The sequence below is a fragment of the Streptomyces sp. NPDC016845 genome, assembly GCF_044332585.1.
Classification (GTDB): Bacteria; Actinomycetota; Actinomycetes; order Streptomycetales; family Streptomycetaceae; genus Streptomyces.
Genome location: NZ_JBIRPI010000016.1, coordinates 39,778 through 55,735, shown reverse-complemented (window position 1 = coordinate 55,735; position 15,958 = coordinate 39,778). Strand labels below are relative to the sequence as shown.

Sequence of the window (15,958 nt, the reverse complement as noted above, 5' to 3'; positions counted from 1 at the left end):
GCCCGTGGTCTTCGGCTCGGGAGGAGCGGTTCTCCCGGCCCCGCTACGGAAGGCGAGTGAGCCGTCAGCGTACGCGAGTTCAGGCCACGTACACGTGTCGGACCTCTCACGGAGCCCTCCGGCCCGTGTGGCGTGCGCCACTGGGGCGGCGGGGGCGGCGCGCGGGTCCCCGGCGACCGGCGTCGATAATCGGGGCCGTGAACGACGTCGACCAGCACGAGCCTCCCATCCTGCGAAAAGCGCTGCCCGCCCTGCTGGGCTATGCGGGCGTACGCGCGCTCGGCCTGCTCGCGCTCGCCCTGTGGAGCGCGGCCGAGGGAAAGAGCCCGCACACCTTGCTGAGCGCGCGCTGGGACTCGCTCTGGTACACGCGGGTCGCCGGGGCCGGTTACGGCTGGTCGGTGACGCTGCCGGACGGCACTGTCCATTCCAATCTGGCATTCTTCCCGCTCCTGCCCTGGCTGGAACGTGGCGGGGCCGCGATCAGCCCGCTCTCCCACGCCGACGCGGGCCTGGCGGTGAGCTGGCTCGCCTCGCTCGCCGCGGCCTGGGGGATCTTCGCGGTCGGCGCGCACCTGTACGGGCGCCGGGCCGGTGTCTGTCTGGCGGTCCTGTGGGGCGCGCTGCCGGTGGGGATCGTCGCCTCGATGGCGTACAGCGAGGCCCTGTTCACCGCGCTCGCGGCCTGGGGGCTGTACGCGGTCCTGCGGCGGCACTGGCTGAGCGCGGGCCTTCTCGCCTCCCTCGCGGGTCTGACCCGGCCGATCGGCGCGGCGGTCGTGGCGGCGGTGTGGGTGGCGGCGGCGACGCAGATCGCCCGCGAGCGCCGCGCGTCCTGGCGCACGGTGCTCGGCGTGCTGCTCGCCCCGGCGGGCGCGGCGGCGTACGTGCTGTGGGTCGGGCACCGCACGGGCGGCGGCCTGTTCGGCTACCTCGACGTGCAGGGGCAGTGGGGCAACGGGTTCGACGGGGGCGCCGCCTTCGCCCGCTTCGTCGCCGACAAGTTCACGTCACCGCTGAGCGCGCTCGCCGGGACCGGCCTCGTCGTCGGCGTGGCCCTGGTGATCCGGCTCTACGTGGCCGGGGTGCGGCAGCGCCAGCCGGTGCCGCTGCTCGTCTACACGGGCTGTGTCGTGCTGCTTGCCCTGTGTGCCTCGGGGTACTTCGGATCGAAGCCGCGTCTGCTGCTGCCCGCGTTCCCGCTGCTCCTGCCGATCGCGGTGGCCCTGGCCCGGTGGCGTACCAGCAGGTCGGCATGGGTGCTCGGCGGGCTCGCGCTGGTCTCGGCGGTCTACGGGGCGTTCTGGCTGAACGGGTCGGGGCCGCCCTGACCGGACCCGGCCGTGACCGGGCCCGGCCGACCTTGATCGACTTCGACGGGCCCGATGAGCGGACGGAGAATTCCGTGCCAGCACGCGGTGAACGCATTCATAAGCGCGCGAGCGGGAGATCCGGAAAACGATCGACGCATTCACGCGGACTTCCCGCCCCCGCTTCCGGATTACCCGGGATAAAGGGGGCCCTGAGATCAATCCCACATCACATCGTCATCACAAAGCCACTGTTCCGTCCTGGTCCGCAGCGCACCCGCTGTAGCGTCGATTGGGTGCGTACCGAACGAAACCTGACCCGGCGCCTCGAGCGGGTCTTCGCGAGACTCGACCGTGAGCCCGAACGGCCGGCCAACCTGGTCATGCCCAGGATGAGCCGGCACCGTGTCGTGCTCCTCGGCCTCACCCTCGCCTTCTACCTCGCGATCGTGGTCGCCGTCCTGGCCACGACGTGGCTGGTGGCTTTCGACTGGCAGGTCATGTTCTTCCGGCCCTACCAGCAGTGGCCGGAGATCCACGCCTTCCTCGACTACTGGGTCGTCCTCGGCCAGCGCGGCCCGACCGCCGTCATGGTGATGGCGTGGCTGGGCTGGCGCGCCTGGCGGCAGCACACTCTGCGCCCGCTCCTGATGTTCGGCGCCGCGCTGCTGCTGCTCAACGCCACGGTGGGCGCCGCCAAGTACGGCATGGGCCGCGCGGGCCCGCACTACGCCACCGTCATCGGCTCGAACGAGATGTGGAAGAACGGCGATATATTTCCTTCGGGACACACCGCGAACGCGGTGGTGACCTGGGGGATCCTGGCCTATCTGGCCTCCACACCGCGCGCCCGCCGCTGGCTGTCCGCGCTCTCCGCGGTGATCTCCCTGAGCGTCGGCCTGACCACCGTCTACCTCGGTACGCACTGGCTGAGCGACGTCCTTCTCGGCTGGGCCGCGGGCCTGCTCATCCTGCTCGCGCTGCCCTGGATCGAGCCGCTCGTCACCCGCGCCGAGGCGGTCGTCCTGTCGCTGCGCGACCGTCTGCGCTCCCGCCGCGCCGGTATCGGCGCCGCCGCGCCGCAGCCCGCCGCGTCGCCCGCGATGGCCGTGCAGCCCGTCGCGGCGCCGGCCGCCGAGGACGCGGCCCGCGCGCGCGAACCGGTCTCCACCGCGCGCCCCGGCGCCCGCCCCTCCGCCCTGCTCGCGCCGGGTCCGCACACCCCGCGCGGCGAGCGCACGCCACCGGCGGGCAGCAGACGCCCGGCGGCGGTGCGCGGCACCGCGCGGACGGCCACGACGGACCCGCAGCGGGCCTGACGGCCCACTCCCACCAGCGGCGGGCACGGTACGCACAACCAGCCCGCATGAGCGAAGGGCCCGGAACCTCACAGGTTCCGGGCCCTTCGTCGTGGGCCGGCGTCGGGGGTCAGCCCTTCCAGCAGCGGGTCACTCTGCCGTCCGTGACCTCGAAGTTCAGGCGTCCCACGCGGTACTCCATCGTGATGACCGCTCCTGGCGGCACCTGCCGCACGGTCGACCAGCCGCGGCCGCGCGCCCGGCGCTCGGCGGGTTCGGCGTCGAGTCCGACGTAGGTGTCCGGGGTGTCTTCAGGCTCTGCGGGCGGGGTCGGAATGGGTGCCATACGGCCACCGTAAGCGGTGTGCGGAGGCGACGCCAGGCCCGGCCCGACGAGCGCCCGACGAGCCCCGCGCGGCTTCGTACGGTCACGCTTTCGTCACAAGATCACGACGGTTGTTTTGGTCGAACTTCCTCACACGATCGGGCGGTTCCCTACTTCTCATACTGTTCTCATCCGGACTCTCCCGACCGCCGCGCGCGGAATTCCGCAAGTGGCCCGGATTCCACCGGCGCGCGCCCCTGTCCTTTACCGGAAGCCCCGCGCGCAATTCCCCGCGCATTCCGAATCCCGGGCCGGTTCGGGCCCGTTGAGATCGTCCGGGAAATGCCTGTCCATGACAGAAAGAGGTGTGCGCACCCTGTCGTGGCGGGGGCGGCGCGAGCATCATGGCGTGAGTTCGGCAAGCAGGCCCGGGGCGCGTGAGCAGCGAGGGGGCAAGCGATGGGAACGACCGGTGTGCAGGCCGGTGCCGAGGCGTTGGCACGGCCGCGGGAGCGGCAGCCGGGCCGGGTGATCGTGGACTGGCTGACCACCACCGACCACAAGAAGATCGGCCATCTCTACCTCATCACCTCGTTCGTCTTCTTCCTCATCGGCGGCCTCATGGCGCTGGTGATGCGGGCCGAACTGGCCCGTCCCGGGCTCCAGATCGTCTCCAACGAGGAGTACAACCAGCTGTTCACCATGCACGGCACGATCATGCTGCTGCTCTTCGCGACGCCGACGTTCGCCGGGTTCGCCAACGAGATCATGCCGCTGCAGATCGGCTCGCCCGACGTGGCGTTCCCGCGCCTGAACATGCTGTCGTACTGGCTGTTCCTCTTCGGCGGCCTGATCGTGCTCGCCTCGCTCGTGGTGCCGGGCGGGGCCGCGGACTTCGGCTGGTTCGCCTACGCGCCGCTCAACAGTCTGACCCGCTCCCCCGGGATCGGCGCCGACATGTGGATCATGGGGCTCGCGCTCGCCGGGTTCGGCACCATCCTCGGCTCGGTGAACTTCCTGACCACGATCATCGGGATGCGGGCGCCCGGCATGACGATGTTCCGGATGCCGATCTTCACGTGGAACACGCTGTTCACGTCGATCCTCGTCCTGCTCGCGTTCCCGGTCCTCGCGGCCGCGCTGCTCTGCCTGGAGGCGGACCGCCGCCTCGGCTCGGTGGTGTTCGAGGCGCAGTACGGCGGCGCGCTCCTGTGGCAGCACCTGTTCTGGTTCTTCGGCCATCCCGAGGTCTACATCATCGCGCTGCCGTTCTTCGGGATCGTCAGCGAGATCCTGCCGGTCTTCAGCCGCAAGCCGATCTGGGGCTACACGATGCTGGTCGGCGCGACGATGGCGATCACCGGCCTGTCGGTGGTCGTGTGGGCGCACCACATGTTCGTGACGGGCGGGGTGCTGCTGCCGTTCTTCTCGTTCATGACGTTCCTGATCGCCGTGCCGACGGGCGTGAAGTTCTTCAACTGGATCGGCACGATGCTCAAGGGCTCGCTGTCCTTCGAGACGCCGATGCTGTGGTCGTGCGGGTTCCTCGTCACGTTCCTGTTCGGCGGCCTGACCGGGGTCATCCTGGCGTCGCCGCCGATGGACTTCCACGTCTCGGACACGTACTTCGTCGTGGCGCACTTCCACTACGTGGTCTTCGGCACGGTCGTCTTCGCCACGTTCGCCGGGTTCTACTTCTGGTGGCCGAAGCTGACCGGGAAGATGCTCGACGAACGGCTCGGGAAGATCCACTTCTGGACGCTGTTCGCCGGCTTCCACATGGCGTTCCTGGTGCAGCACTGGCTGGGCGCGGAGGGCATGCCGCGCCGGTACGCGGACTATCTCGCCGCGGACGGGTTCACGGCCCTCAACACGCTCTCGTCCATCGGCGCGTTCCTGCTCGGCCTCTCGACGCTGCCGTTCCTCTACAACATCTGGAAGACGGCCAAGTACGGGGTGAAGGTCGAGGTCGACGACCCGTGGGGGTACGGCCGCTCCCTGGAGTGGGCGACGTCGTGCCCGCCGCCCCGCCACAACTTCACGACGCTGCCGAGGATCCGCTCGGAATCCCCGGCGTTCGATCTGCATCATCCGGAGTTCGCGGCCTTCGCCGCGCACTCCGGTTCCGGCCCCGGCACCCACAACCCGGACACCGAGGCCCACGTGGGCGACTGAGGGCTCAAGCCCCCGCGTGCACCTCGATCGCGAGGTCGTTGTCGCCCGTGTAGTACGGCTCGGCGGTCAGCTCACGGCCGCCGGCCGCCACCTTCACCGCGGGGTACGCGAAGATCGGCTTCTTGTCGGCGATGTCGTCCAGGAGCCGGGCGAGGCGCACCTCGGGCCCGTCCTCACCGGCGGGCCGCAGCCACAGGTCCCAGTGGCCCTCGGACAGCTCGTCGTAGCCGATGCGCAGCGCGAACTCGGCGCCGTCCACGGTCAGCTCGCCGCGGAGGACCGGTCCGGACGTCGCGCGGGAACGTATCTCCGCGTGCGCCTTGGCGGTGATTCCCGTGCCGTAGACACGCCCCTTGGCGGTCAGCTCGCCGCCCGTGATGAGCAGTTCACCGGCCTCCGCGTGCGGGGTGCGCAGCCAGCTCCGTACGGTCAGATTGCCGTGCTTGGTCGCGTACGGGATGCGCACGGCCACGTAGCCGCGCGAGCCGCTGGGCGCGCGGTCGACGAGCGAGCGCAGGTCATTCATGCCGGGCACGAGGCGCACCGGGTTCTCGCCGGAGACCTGGACGTAGGCGTCCCAGCGGCCTTCGGGGAGGCCGACACTGATCGGCAGGGAGGCGCGCAGCCGGCCGTCGCCGGCCGGGGTGAGCGGAAGGCGCACCTCCTCCCCGGCGGTCCGGTCGACCAGGACGAGGCTGGCCGGGGCGGGCGAACCATGGTCGGAGACGTCGAAGGTGAGGCCGCCGGCGGAGTCGGCGATGCAGTCGGCGCGGGGTGGCATGCGGGCGGTCCTGTCGTCGGACGGGGGGATCGGTGCGGGCGAGGCCAGCGGCGTCGTCATGCGGTGCGTCCCTTCTCCGGCGACTTGAGGGCGTCCCGCACGGCGAAGGCGCCGTTCATCAGGGAGCCGCGGGCCCGGTGCAGCAGGCCGACGGAGCCGTTGCGAGCGGTGAGCGAGCCGAAGAGGTCCTCGTAGCGCTCGGCGATCCGGGCGGGGTCGAAGCGCTCGGAGTGCGTCAGGGCGCGCGCCGCCATCTCCTTGCGCAGCTCGTCGTCGTTGATGAGTTCGAGCAGCCCTGCGGCGATCGCGTCGACGTTGCCGACCTCGACGAGGCGTCCGTCGACACCGTTGTCGATGATCTCGCCGGGCCCGTGCGGGCAGTCGGTGGAGACCACCGGGAGACCGCACCGCATCGCCTCGACGATCGTCATGCCGAACGACTCGAAGGTGGACGTCACCGCGGCGACGGAACCTTTCGCCCACTCCGGTTCGATGGGGTTGGCGGTGCCCATGAGGAAGACGTGGTTGTAGAGGCCGCGCTGGTCGATGAGGCGGCGCAGCTTGTCCTTCTGCTTGCCGTGGCCGTAGATCCGCAGCCGCCAGTCGGGGCGCTCGGCCCGCACCTTGTCGAAGGCCTTGATCAGCAGGTCGTACCGCTTGACCGGGGCGAGCCGGCCCGCGGCCACGACCCACTTGCCGCTGCCGTCGGCGGGCGCGACGCGGGGCGCGGGCACCGGGTTGGGCATGGCCTCGATGCGGACGCCGGGCAGCCGCATGCCCGCGCGGTAGGCGCGGGCGTCGGCCTCCGTGGTCGTGGTCAGCGCGTCGAGCCGCGGGTAGACGCTGCGCAGCTCGCGGCGGAGCCCCGCCGAGTGCGTGTCGAGCGTGAGGTGCTCCTGGCCGACGCGGAGCGGGCCGCGCCGGGTCTGGCGCGCGAGGTGCACGTTGAGACCGGGCCGGGTGCCGACCACGACGTCCGCCTCGACGCTCGCCAGGTGCGCGGCGATGCGCCGGTCGGTGAGCGCGCTGTACTGCGCGAGGCGCCCCTCGTGCTTGGGGAAGTCCGAGGCGGGCTTCTTGTACTCGGGGTCGTCGCCCTCGTACGTCGGCGAGTCCTTGCGCAGGTCGACGAGGTGCCGGAGCCGGACGCGCGGGTCGGGCGCGAACGTCGGCTCCTCACGGTGCCGGAAGACGGAGACCACTTCCACGTCGTGGTGCTCGGCCAGCGTGTTGGCCAGGTTGTACGTGGTGCGAATCGTCCCTCCGATCCCGTACGCGTTGTGAATGAGGAAAGAAATCTGCATGCGTCCCCGTATCCCACCATTCCTCGCGGACAGTCCGGACGGTCTGAATCCGTCCCGGGCGACCCCGCCCACCGATGGTTAGACAGGTGTTCCGTGGCGAGGGTTGTCCATCATCATCATCTTGTTCCACAACAGTTGCCTGATCGGTACACAAGTCGGGGAACCAGTTCATCTCTTCGTCCATCAGGGTTACGTCATGGCTGGTAGGCGAGTTGCGGTACGTCGAAGCACGTACGGCTCATGTCACCGTTCCGCGTGACCCAGCCCCGTCCGTCCGTCCACCTGGCGACCGACAGACACGTCCTCCGGGTACTTGGCGGCTCAGGGAGGGTGCGGTAGGTCACAGGCAGCAGCAGCCCGTCGGCCGTGTAGGGGGCGGGGCGGTCCATGAAGCGGTCCAGGCACGCGCGCGTGACGTCGCCCCCGCCCCGGACGCAGGAGCGCGCCGCGTCCGTGAACCAGAGGGCGGCGGCCCATCCCTCCAGCTGCCACTGCGAGTGCGTCCGCAGCCCCTCGGTCGCGTCGCGGAAGGCGCGCACGGCCGGGTGCCCGGTGTCCTCGAAGTTGCGGCTCGCGCCCGTCGCCCACAGGGAGGCGCGGCAGTGCGGGGCGTCCTTGTAGTCGGCGGCGACGGTCGAGGTCCAGCTCTGTACGGTCATGACCTTCGCGGTGACGCGGGCGCCGACCTGGTCCATGGCCCGGCACAGCCGCGCGTTGCCGTGCGCGTCGATGGCGTCGAGGACGAGATCGGCGCCCTGGTCCTTCAGGTCGGCGGCGGCCGCGCGGAAGTTCGGCAGCGCGAAGTCGACCTGCTCGGTGATCACCTTGTAGCCCTCGGCCCGCAGACCCCGCGTCACCAGGCGCGCGTACGCGGCGGAGGCGGCCTGGTTGTAGGAGACGACGGCGGCGGTGCGGGCGCCCTGCTCCCGCTTGAAGTAGCGGTAGACCTCGGTGCCGCCGTACAGCCGGCCGTCCCAGCCGGGCGTGCCGTCGCGGGGCGCGAGGCTCCCGTAGATCCCGTACAGATGCGGATAGGTGTCGTAGGCGGCGCCGATCGGCTGGCCGCCGATGTCGGGCACGCGCGCGTGGGAGACCTTTTCGGCGCCCGCGTAGTCGAGGGAGGTGGTGGCGACCAGGGCGACGACCTTCTTCTCGTCGACCAGTTCGTGCACGCACGCGTTGTTGCCGACGCCGCTGCCGCCGTCGTCGCACAGGTGCACCTCGACGGGGCGCCCCCCGATGCCGCCCTTGTCGTTCAGGCCGCGGAAGTACGCCTGTGCGCCGTCGCGGGTGTCGGTGAAGGTGGCGCCGCCGACCGGGCTCGTGGCGCTGGTGAGGATGCCGACGTGGACCGGCGCGGCCGTCCGGGCCGGCGTGCGGCGCTCCGCCCCGTCCTCGAAGGCGCTCTCCGGCAGCCGCGAACCGCAGCCGGAGAGCGCGAGCACGGCGCTCAGGGCGAGCGCCGCGGCGAGCGCCTCAGCAGCCCGGAGGCGCCGACGCATTGCCGCTCAGCTGCACCAGCGCGCACAAGGTCCGGACCGACACCTTCCACGTGCCGTCCTGCTCGACGGAGGTGCCCTTCGCGCCGGGCAGCACCGTGGCGCCCTTCAGGGCAAGGGAGTACGTCACCTCGGCGCCGGTCGGCGACGTGAACCGGATGGTGGTGACCTTCGCCTCGACCTGGCCGCCGCGGCTGTCCCCGTTGAAGCTCCGCAGCACCGGCCGCATCTTGGCGCCGTCCTCCAGGGCCTGCTCCTTCTCCTCCTGCGCCACGGCCGGGTCGAAGAACTTCTGCCAGTTCTCCCTGATCTCCTTGCGCGCCGCGGCCGCGTCGGCGGGCGCGGACCGGGTCGGCACCTCGGCCGAGGGCTCCTTCGAGGCGGGCCCCTGGCTGGACGGGGTCGGCGGATCGCTCTCGCCGCCCCCGCTGTCGTCGCTGCACGCCGTCATCGCCGGGCCGAGCGCCAGGGCCGCGGCGAGGGCGAGCGCCGCGCCCCGCCTGCGGCCGGGCCGGGCCCTGCTCATGATCCCGAGAACCATCTGGCTCACCACCGGGTGTCGGTCCGGGCCTCGACTCCGCCCGGAGCTTTCGAGGTTGGCCTGCAGAAGGCATAGTGCAAGCGATCGGCCGACAAGACCAGACGCGCGCAGGCACACTCCGTCATGACGTGGGGGTCACCGATGCGGACTGCCCGGCTCCGAACCGCGCGCCCCGCCCTGTGGGCCGGGCTCACCACTCTCGCCGCGGGCGCCGTGCTCTGCGTGGCCGGCTGGTACGGGGTCTCCGGCGAGCGGTTCGCCGAGCGGCAGCTGCCGTATCTCGCCTCGTGCACGGTGCCGGGCGCGGCCCTGATCGTCGCGGGCGCGGTCCTGCTCACGTACGGCAGGAGCGCCCTCGCCACGTCGCGGGTGGAGGAGCTGTACGAGCTTCTGGTCGCCGACGAACCGGCCGGACCGCCGCCCGTGACCGGCCCGGTCGCCACCGCCGAGGCCCTGCTCATGATCCCGGGCGGCACGCTGTGGCACCGCGCGGACTGCCCGCTCGTCGCGGGCAAGCCCGAGGCCGTGCCCGCCGATGCCGGGGCACGGACGGGGGGCGGGCTCGGCCCGTGCCCCGTCTGCGAGCCGCCCGCGGAGGGCTGAGGCGTGGCCTCCCTCACGTACGACCTCACGCTCGCGGGTCTGTCGGTGGGCGCGGCGGCGGCGCTCACCGGGACCGGGCTGATCGTCACCTATCGCGCGACGGGCGTCCTCAACTTCGCCCACGGCGCGATCGCGATGCTCTGCGCGTACCTGCTGCGGCAATGCGTGGTGGTCTGGGACTGGCCGCTGTGGGCGGGCGCGGCGCTGGTGCTCCTGGTCGTGGCGCCGGGCCTCGGACTCGTCCTGGAGCGCGGGGTGTTCCGCCCGCTCGCGAAGGAGGGCGCGGACCCGGCCCGTACGTTGGTCGCCTCCATCGGCGTCTTCGTGCTCCTGGTCGGGGCGGCGGCGCTCCTTTGGGGCACGGGCGCGCAGGAGGACGCGCCGACGCTGTTCGCGGCGGATCCGTGGGGGCAGCTCGCGGTCGCCTGCGCGGTCGCGGTGGCGGTGTGGGCGGTGACGCGGTGGACGCGGTTCGGCGGGGAGCTGCGGGCGGTCGTCGACAACCGGCGGCTCGCCGTGCTCGGCGGCATCGACGCGGACCGGGTCGCGGCGGCGGGCTGGGCGTTCGGCTCGTTCACGGCGGGCCTGACGGGCGTGCTGCTCGCCCCGTACGTACGGCTCGATCCGTACGGGCTGCCCCTGCTGGTGATGGAGGTCGTGGCGGTGGCGGTCGCGGCGCGGATGCGGCTGTTGTCCGTGGCGGTGCTCGTGGCCCTCGCCATCGGGGTCGCGCAGAGCCAGCTGACCCGGGTGCACCCCGGCGGATGGGCGGAGCCGCTGCTCCAGGCGGTCGGCGCGAACCTGTTCGTGGTCGCCCTGCTCGTCGCGGCGCTCGCCCTGCCCGGGATCGGCGGACGCGGGGCGCTGCCGCGCGCGACGACGCGCCGGGGGCTGCCCGCGCCGCCGGGCGCGTGGCCGGTGGCGGCGGTGCTGTTCCTGCTGCCGCTCGGGTTCGCGGGCGCGGACCTGCACACGTCGGTCCAGGTACCGGCGCTCGCGATGATCCTCCTGTCGTTGGTGGTGGTGACGGGCCGGGCCGGTCAGCCGGCGCTCGGCCAGGGCGCGTTCGCGGGGTTGGGCGCGCTGTTCGCGACACTGCTGACGCTGGGCCGCTTCCCGCTGCTGCCCGAGGTACCGGGCCTGGCGGCTCTGCTCCTTTCGGTGTTCCTGGTGGCTCCCTTGGGCCTGCTCACGGCGGTTCCCGCGATCGGGCGGCACGGCCTGGCGCCGGCCCTGGCGACGTTCGCGGTCGGGGTGGGTGTGAGCCGGTTCGTGTTCACGCAGCCGTACGCGGCGTCGGGCCTGGCGCCCGGCAGACCGGCGGGGTTCGACGACGACCGCGCGTACTACGTACTGGAGCTGGTGCTGCTGGCCGGGGCGCTGCTCTTCGTCTCGGTCCTACGGCGGGGCCGGACCGGCCGCGCCCTCGCGGCGATGCGGGACCACGAGGCGGGCGCCTCGGCGGCCGGGGTACGGGTGCCCGCGCTCAAGGTGGCGGCGTTCGTGGCGGGCGCGGGGCTCGCGGCGCTCGGCGGCGGGTTGCTCGCGCTCGGCGTCCGGTCCTTCGACCCCGGCGCGTACGACCCGGTACGCGGCCTGCTCTGGTTCGCGGCCCTCATCGTCCTCGGCGCGGACAGCCTCCTCGGCGCGCTGGCGGGCGCGGCCCTCCTGGTCGGCCTGGACGCGGGCGCCCACGGCGGCGTCGCGGCGGCGACGATCGGCGTACTGGCAGTCCTGATCGGCCACTTCCCGGAGGGACCGTACGTACGTGGACGGGGACGGGGACGGCTGACGGCGCGGGGAGCGGAGGTGCGGCAACGGGTGCGTGGCCGCTCCTCGGCCGAGCGGACGCTCCGGGCGGAGCAGTCGCGTGACCGCTCCTCGGACGGGCCGACGCTCTGGACGGAGCGATGGCGCCGCCGATCCTCGGACAGGGCAGCGCTCCGGGCGCCCTCCGCGCCCAGCGCCCGGCCGTCGCCTCGCAGAGCCTCACCGCCCGAGAGTCGCCCGGCGACACAAGCGCCTCCCCCGCCCAGCACCCCGTCGGCGCCCCCCAGGGCCACGCCGCCCGAGAGCCGACCGGCTTCGCGAGCGTCCTCCCAGGCCGGCAGGCGACGGGACCGCGGCTCGTCCAGCACTCGGCCCCCGACCGGCCGGATACCTGCCCCCGGGGCGGAGCCCCTGCTCGCCGCCTCGCGCCTCACCGTCGCCTTCGCCGGGCGTCCCGTGCTGCGGGAGGTCGATGTCAGCGTGCCGGCCGGGCGGGTCGTTGCCGTTGTCGGGCCCAACGGGGCGGGGAAGAGCACGCTCTTTCACTGTCTGGCCGGGTCGTTGCGGCCGGGGACGGGGCGGGTGTGGCTCGGGGAGCGGGATGTGACCGCGCTGCCCGCGCATGCGCGGACCCGGCTCGGGGTGGCCCGCACGTTTCAGGAGCTGGCTGTCTTTCCGTCGTTGACCGTGGCCGAGAACGTCCGGGTCGGCGCCGAGCAGGGCCGCGTACCCGATCCGGACGCCGTCGGGCGTCTGCTCGCGCTGTTCGGGCTGCGCGGTGAGCAGCGCACGTCCGAGCTGCCCACCGGCGCCCTGCGCCGCGTAGAACTGGCCCGCGCGCTCGCGGGGCGGCCGCACACCCTCCTGCTCGACGAACCCGCCGCCGGGCTCGACGACGCGGAAGTACGGGAGATGGCCCGGCTGTTGCGGGCCCTCGCCGCCGACGGGGCGGCGCTGCTCGTCGTCGAGCACGATCTCGATCTCGTCGCGGAACTGGCCGATGTCGTGCACGTCATGAGCGCGGGGCGCGTCGTCGCGTCCGGGCCACCGTCCAGCGTGCTCGAACACCTCAGCGGGGCACGGCCGTGAGGCGCGGCATCGAGCTGCGCGCCGCCCGCGTCCGTCACGGGCCGTTGGAGGCACTGCACGGCGTCGAACTGGCCGCCCCCACCGGAGCGGTCACCGTGCTGCTCGGCCGCAACGGGGCCGGCCGTACGACCGTCCTGCGCGCCCTCGCCGGTACCGCGAAGCTCAGCGCCGGGACCGTCGTGTGGGACGGCGCCGACGTGACCCGGCACGCGGCGCACGCCCGCGCCGCCGCGGGGCTGTGCTTCGTCCCCGACCGGCAGGCCGTGTTCGCCGCCTTGCGCGTCGCCGAGCAGCTGCGGCTCGCGGCCCCGGACGGCGATCACCGCCCGGCGCTCGACGCCTACCCCGAGTTGCGCCCCCTCCTCGACCGGCGCGCGGGCACCCTGTCCGGCGGCGAGCAGCGCATGGTCGCCGTCTCCCGCGCCCTGCTCTCCCGCGCGCGTGTCGTCCTGGTCGACGAGCCCGCCCAGGGCATGGCGCCCCGGGTCGCCGCCCGTACGTACGCCTTGCTGCGCGAGCTGGACGCCGCCGTCGTCCTCGCCGAGCAGCGGCTGCCGCCAGGGCTGCGCACGGGCGACGGCACCGTGCTCGTGCACGAGCTGCGGCGCGGCGCCGTCGTGTTCAGCGGGGAGGCGGGCGAGCTGGCCGAGGCGGACGAGGCGGGTGGCGCGGCTACCGCGGGATGATCGACGTCGTGCCGGCCTCCGAGCGGGCGGGGCGCCGTTCCTTCTTGTGCGGCTTGCGCACCTCGCTCTGCACCACGCGTCCGGCGAGCCGGTACCGCTTCGAACAGGCGGGCCAGGCGCCCCATCCCTGGGCGTCGAGGACCTTCTCGGCCACCGCGATCTGTTCGGCGCGGGACGCGAGGTCGGCGCGCGGCGCGTACTTCAGGCCGCCGTACGCCTCCCAGGTGGTCTGTGTGAACTGGAGTCCGCCGTAGAAGGAGTTGCCGGTGTTCGCGTTCCAGCGGCCGCCGCTCTCGCACTCGGCGAGACAGGTCCACAGGCGTTGGTCGCGTGCGCAGTCGCGTGGTTTGGTGACGGTTGCCCCCGCGCCGGGCGCGGGCGCCGGGGCGGCGGACGCGGCGACCGGGGTGCAGGTCAGTGCGAGCAACCCGCCGAGGACGACCGCCGCCCGGCCGAACGTCCTCGGCTGCGAAGACCTCAGGGGCTTGCTGGACTTCACCGGGCTCACGGGCTTCAGTGGCATCAAGCGCTTCAGGTGCATCGCGCCACGCTAAGCACCGACACGCGGCAACCCTCCGATGCCGCGCCGCGGGGCCCGCGACCCCACCCGGTCGGCTTATCGCATCGACCGGGCGGAGCCGCGGGGCCCGTACGACCAACGGACCGGGCCGCTAACCGATCAGCAGCCGCTGCCCCGGCATGATCAGGTTCGGGTCGGCGCCGATGGCCGCCCGGTTGATCGTGTACAGGCGCTGCCAGCCGGTGCCGTGCGCCGCCGCGATCAGGCTCAGGGTGTCACCGCCGCGGACCACGTAGCCGCCGCCGCGGGCGGCCCCGCGGTCGGCGCCCGAGGAGTTCCGCTGCGCGGGGGCGGACCTGGGCTGCGGTTGCTGCGGCTGAGCGGGCTTCACCGCCTTCGGTGCGGCGGGGGCGGCCGGAGCCGCCGGTGCCGCGCCGTACGCGCCGGCCCGCGCCGAGCAGGTGGGCCAGGCGCCCCAGCCCTGGGCGCGCTGCACCCGGGAGGCCACCGCGATCTGCTGCGCCTTCGTCGCCCGGTCGGCCGTCGACGCGTAGGCCCCTCCGCCGTACGCGCGCCAGGTCCCGGCGGAGAACTGGAGTCCGCCGTAGTAGCCGTTGCCGGTGCTGGTGTTCCAGTTGCCGCCGCTCTCGCAGCGGGCGATGCGGTCCCAGACGCCGCCGTCCGCGTGCGCGGAGCCGGCGGTGGCGAGGAGGCCGAGGGGGGCGAGCAGAGCCGCCCCGGCGATCACCACTGTCGTTCGAGCCGTACGAATCGGCACGGACATGAGATTCCCTCTCGTGGGCCTCGTGGACTGCGGTGTGCAGACGGCGGTGGAATCTAGGCAGCCCACGGGGCCACATCAACTGACGCCCCGTCACGCCAGGTCAGTTCACCGTTACCAGGAGTAGCGGCGAGTTCCGGCCACCCACTTCATTCACTGATTTCATGATTTGTCGACCTGTCATCACGGTGATCTGTGACCCACCTCACCAACTCAACTTGCTTGCAATCCCAACAAGTTGGCATGGAGTGACAGATTCCGGGCGCCTCTTCACGGTCTGCTGCGGATGGGTGGATTCCGTTCGGTTCCGGGCGTGACTCCGGCCACAGATCGCCCGTTGTCCCTTTATCAGTACGCATCCGCCCCCACCCCATCGATACATCGATACAGAGGAGCCCCCGTGCCGCGCTTGCTCGACGTGAGTGACGACGTACGCGCCGAGATCGGCGACGACGAAGCAGACCGGCTGCTCGCCGGCGAGAACGCCCCCGGCGGGTACGACTGCACGTCCTGCCGCACCCCCGGCGACACCACCCAGGAGCGCACCAGCACGGTCCTGTTCGTCGGGGACGAGACCGCCGTTCTGGCCTTCGCCCACTCCGGCTGCCTGCCCTCGCAGGTCGTGCGGGTCGCGGAGGACCAGCTGCAGGGCGCCGTGCAGGCCGTCGCCGCCACGGAGGCGGCGGGCGCCGCCGTGCCCGCCCAGGCCGGCGCGCCGCAGGCCGTGCTCGGTGTGACCAGCGGCCTGGTCCTGATCGAGGGCGAGCTGCACCCGGCCCTCGTCATCGAGCCGACCGGCCCCATCGCCCGCCCCGGGTCCACCGTCCCCGGCGAGGGCGGTGACGACTTCCTGCCGCTCCTGATCGAGCAGGGCTTCATGCCGGTCACCGCGCTGACCGAGCCGCCGCACACGCTGCCCGGCTGGTCGGTGCTGCTCGCCATGGGCCAGCTGCACGCCGTGCTCCAGCCCGGCACCGGCGGCGCCCCCTCCCAGGTCGCCTGGTGGCAGGCGCACCAGCCGCTCGTGGTCACCGAGGGCTGGCGGACCGCCGCCAACAAGACGCACACGGTGCTCGTCTTCGCCGCCCCCGCCGGCTCGATCGGCCGCCAGCCCCGCGAGGACCTGCTGCGCGACGCGCTCGACAAGGCCGCGGCGAACGGCCGGCTCGTCGCCGCCGCCATGCCGCTCGCGGGCACCTGAGCCGGCACCGTCGGCCCGCCGGGGCCCCCACGAATGCGCCGGTCACACCGGCAACACGCAGCAAAAGCCCAGGCC

General features: G+C 72.9%; 14 protein-coding genes. 7 read left to right on the top strand and 7 right to left on the bottom strand.

All coding sequences use genetic code 11. The annotated features are described in order from the left end of the window. The first annotated feature begins 197 nt into the window (after positions 1–197). On the top strand, positions 198–1,331 hold the full coding sequence (locus ACH4RC_RS29405) for a hypothetical protein (protein ID WP_398206264.1): 1,134 nt from the start codon (positions 198–200) through the stop codon (positions 1,329–1,331). A gap of 275 nt (positions 1,332–1,606) precedes the next feature. After that, positions 1,607–2,629, top strand: coding sequence for a phosphatase PAP2 family protein (locus tag ACH4RC_RS29400; RefSeq protein ID WP_398206262.1), 1,023 nt, complete (start codon positions 1,607–1,609; stop codon positions 2,627–2,629). Positions 2,630–2,738: 109 nt separating this feature from the next. Here the strand turns inward: ACH4RC_RS29400 and ACH4RC_RS29395 are convergent, their stop codons facing one another. Next, positions 2,739–2,954, bottom strand: coding sequence for an I78 family peptidase inhibitor (locus ACH4RC_RS29395; protein ID WP_398206261.1), 216 nt, complete (start codon positions 2,952–2,954; stop codon positions 2,739–2,741). 438 nt (positions 2,955–3,392) lie between these two features. Between ACH4RC_RS29395 and ctaD the strand changes: the two genes are divergently transcribed. Further along, positions 3,393–5,108 carry a cytochrome c oxidase subunit I gene (ctaD, locus tag ACH4RC_RS29390; RefSeq protein ID WP_398206259.1) on the top strand — a complete coding sequence of 572 codons (1,716 nt, stop codon included), beginning with the start codon at positions 3,393–3,395 and terminating at the stop codon, positions 5,106–5,108. Between the two features lie 4 nt (positions 5,109–5,112). On the opposite strand, the gene ACH4RC_RS29385 is transcribed toward ctaD, so the two are convergent. The 4 genes from ACH4RC_RS29385 to ACH4RC_RS29370 all read right to left on the bottom strand — a co-directional run bounded on the left by ACH4RC_RS29385 (position 5,113) and on the right by ACH4RC_RS29370 (position 9,218). Then, the gene (locus ACH4RC_RS29385) at positions 5,113–5,949 is read right to left on the bottom strand and encodes a hypothetical protein (RefSeq protein ID WP_398206258.1); all 837 of its coding nucleotides are present in this window, start codon (positions 5,947–5,949) and stop codon (positions 5,113–5,115) included. Further along, a complete protein-coding gene (locus ACH4RC_RS29380; RefSeq protein ID WP_398206256.1) occupies positions 5,946–7,193 on the bottom strand; it encodes a glycosyltransferase family 4 protein in 1,248 nt (415 codons plus the stop codon). Before ACH4RC_RS29380 ends, ACH4RC_RS29385 begins: the two co-directional genes overlap by 4 nt. A gap of 194 nt (positions 7,194–7,387) precedes the next feature. Next, entirely contained in the window at positions 7,388–8,695 is a 1,308-nt protein-coding gene (locus ACH4RC_RS29375) for an ABC transporter substrate-binding protein (protein WP_398206254.1), read from the bottom strand. Continuing rightward, a complete protein-coding gene (locus ACH4RC_RS29370; protein ID WP_398206252.1) occupies positions 8,670–9,218 on the bottom strand; it encodes a hypothetical protein in 549 nt (182 codons plus the stop codon). The genes ACH4RC_RS29375 and ACH4RC_RS29370 overlap by 26 nt, the downstream gene beginning before the upstream one ends. 156 nt (positions 9,219–9,374) lie before the next feature. On the opposite strand from ACH4RC_RS29370, the gene ACH4RC_RS29365 reads away from it, so the two are divergent. Genes ACH4RC_RS29365 through ACH4RC_RS29355 form a run of 3 tightly spaced genes read left to right on the top strand, consistent with a single transcriptional unit; the run spans position 9,375 to position 13,381 of the window. Further along, positions 9,375–9,836 (top strand): hypothetical protein, encoded by a 462-nt coding sequence (locus tag ACH4RC_RS29365; RefSeq protein WP_398206250.1) that lies wholly within the window; start codon positions 9,375–9,377, stop codon positions 9,834–9,836. A gap of 3 nt (positions 9,837–9,839) precedes the next feature. Then, positions 9,840–12,695 carry an ATP-binding cassette domain-containing protein gene (locus ACH4RC_RS29360; protein ID WP_398206248.1) on the top strand — a complete coding sequence of 952 codons (2,856 nt, stop codon included), beginning with the start codon at positions 9,840–9,842 and terminating at the stop codon, positions 12,693–12,695. Next, on the top strand, positions 12,692–13,381 hold the full coding sequence (locus tag ACH4RC_RS29355; RefSeq protein ID WP_398206246.1) for an ATP-binding cassette domain-containing protein: 690 nt from the start codon (positions 12,692–12,694) through the stop codon (positions 13,379–13,381). Before ACH4RC_RS29360 ends, ACH4RC_RS29355 begins: the two co-directional genes overlap by 4 nt. Here ACH4RC_RS29355 and ACH4RC_RS29350 read toward each other — a convergent pair. Together ACH4RC_RS29350 and ACH4RC_RS29345 are read right to left on the bottom strand one after the other, a co-directional pair. After that, positions 13,368–13,922: a transglycosylase family protein gene (locus ACH4RC_RS29350; RefSeq protein WP_398206244.1), complete on the bottom strand. Its 555-nt coding sequence runs from the start codon at positions 13,920–13,922 to the stop codon at positions 13,368–13,370. The genes ACH4RC_RS29355 and ACH4RC_RS29350 overlap by 14 nt on opposite strands. A 130-nt stretch (positions 13,923–14,052) precedes the next feature. Further along, positions 14,053–14,685, bottom strand: a complete 633-nt coding sequence (locus ACH4RC_RS29345) for a transglycosylase family protein (protein ID WP_398206242.1) — start codon at positions 14,683–14,685, stop codon at positions 14,053–14,055. A 397-nt stretch (positions 14,686–15,082) separates the two neighbouring features. Between ACH4RC_RS29345 and ACH4RC_RS29340 the strand changes: the two genes are divergently transcribed. Beyond that, entirely contained in the window at positions 15,083–15,883 is an 801-nt protein-coding gene (locus ACH4RC_RS29340) for a hypothetical protein (protein ID WP_398206240.1), read from the top strand. Positions 15,884–15,958 lie beyond the last annotated feature (75 nt).

Coding starts and splice junctions, on each gene's coding strand:
- ACH4RC_RS29395 (WP_398206261.1), bottom strand. CDS start 2,954: ATGGCACCCATTCCGACCCCGCCCGCAGAGCCTGAAGACACCCCGGAC.
- ctaD (WP_398206259.1), top strand. CDS start 3,393: ATGGGAACGACCGGTGTGCAGGCCGGTGCCGAGGCGTTGGCACGGCCG.
- ACH4RC_RS29385 (WP_398206258.1), bottom strand. CDS start 5,949: ATGACGACGCCGCTGGCCTCGCCCGCACCGATCCCCCCGTCCGACGAC.
- ACH4RC_RS29380 (WP_398206256.1), bottom strand. CDS start 7,193: ATGCAGATTTCTTTCCTCATTCACAACGCGTACGGGATCGGAGGGACG.
- ACH4RC_RS29375 (WP_398206254.1), bottom strand. CDS start 8,695: ATGCGTCGGCGCCTCCGGGCTGCTGAGGCGCTCGCCGCGGCGCTCGCC.
- ACH4RC_RS29370 (WP_398206252.1), bottom strand. CDS start 9,218: ATGAGCAGGGCCCGGCCCGGCCGCAGGCGGGGCGCGGCGCTCGCCCTC.
- ACH4RC_RS29365 (WP_398206250.1), top strand. CDS start 9,375: ATGCGGACTGCCCGGCTCCGAACCGCGCGCCCCGCCCTGTGGGCCGGG.
- ACH4RC_RS29350 (WP_398206244.1), bottom strand. CDS start 13,922: ATGCACCTGAAGCGCTTGATGCCACTGAAGCCCGTGAGCCCGGTGAAG.
- ACH4RC_RS29345 (WP_398206242.1), bottom strand. CDS start 14,685: ATGTCCGTGCCGATTCGTACGGCTCGAACGACAGTGGTGATCGCCGGG.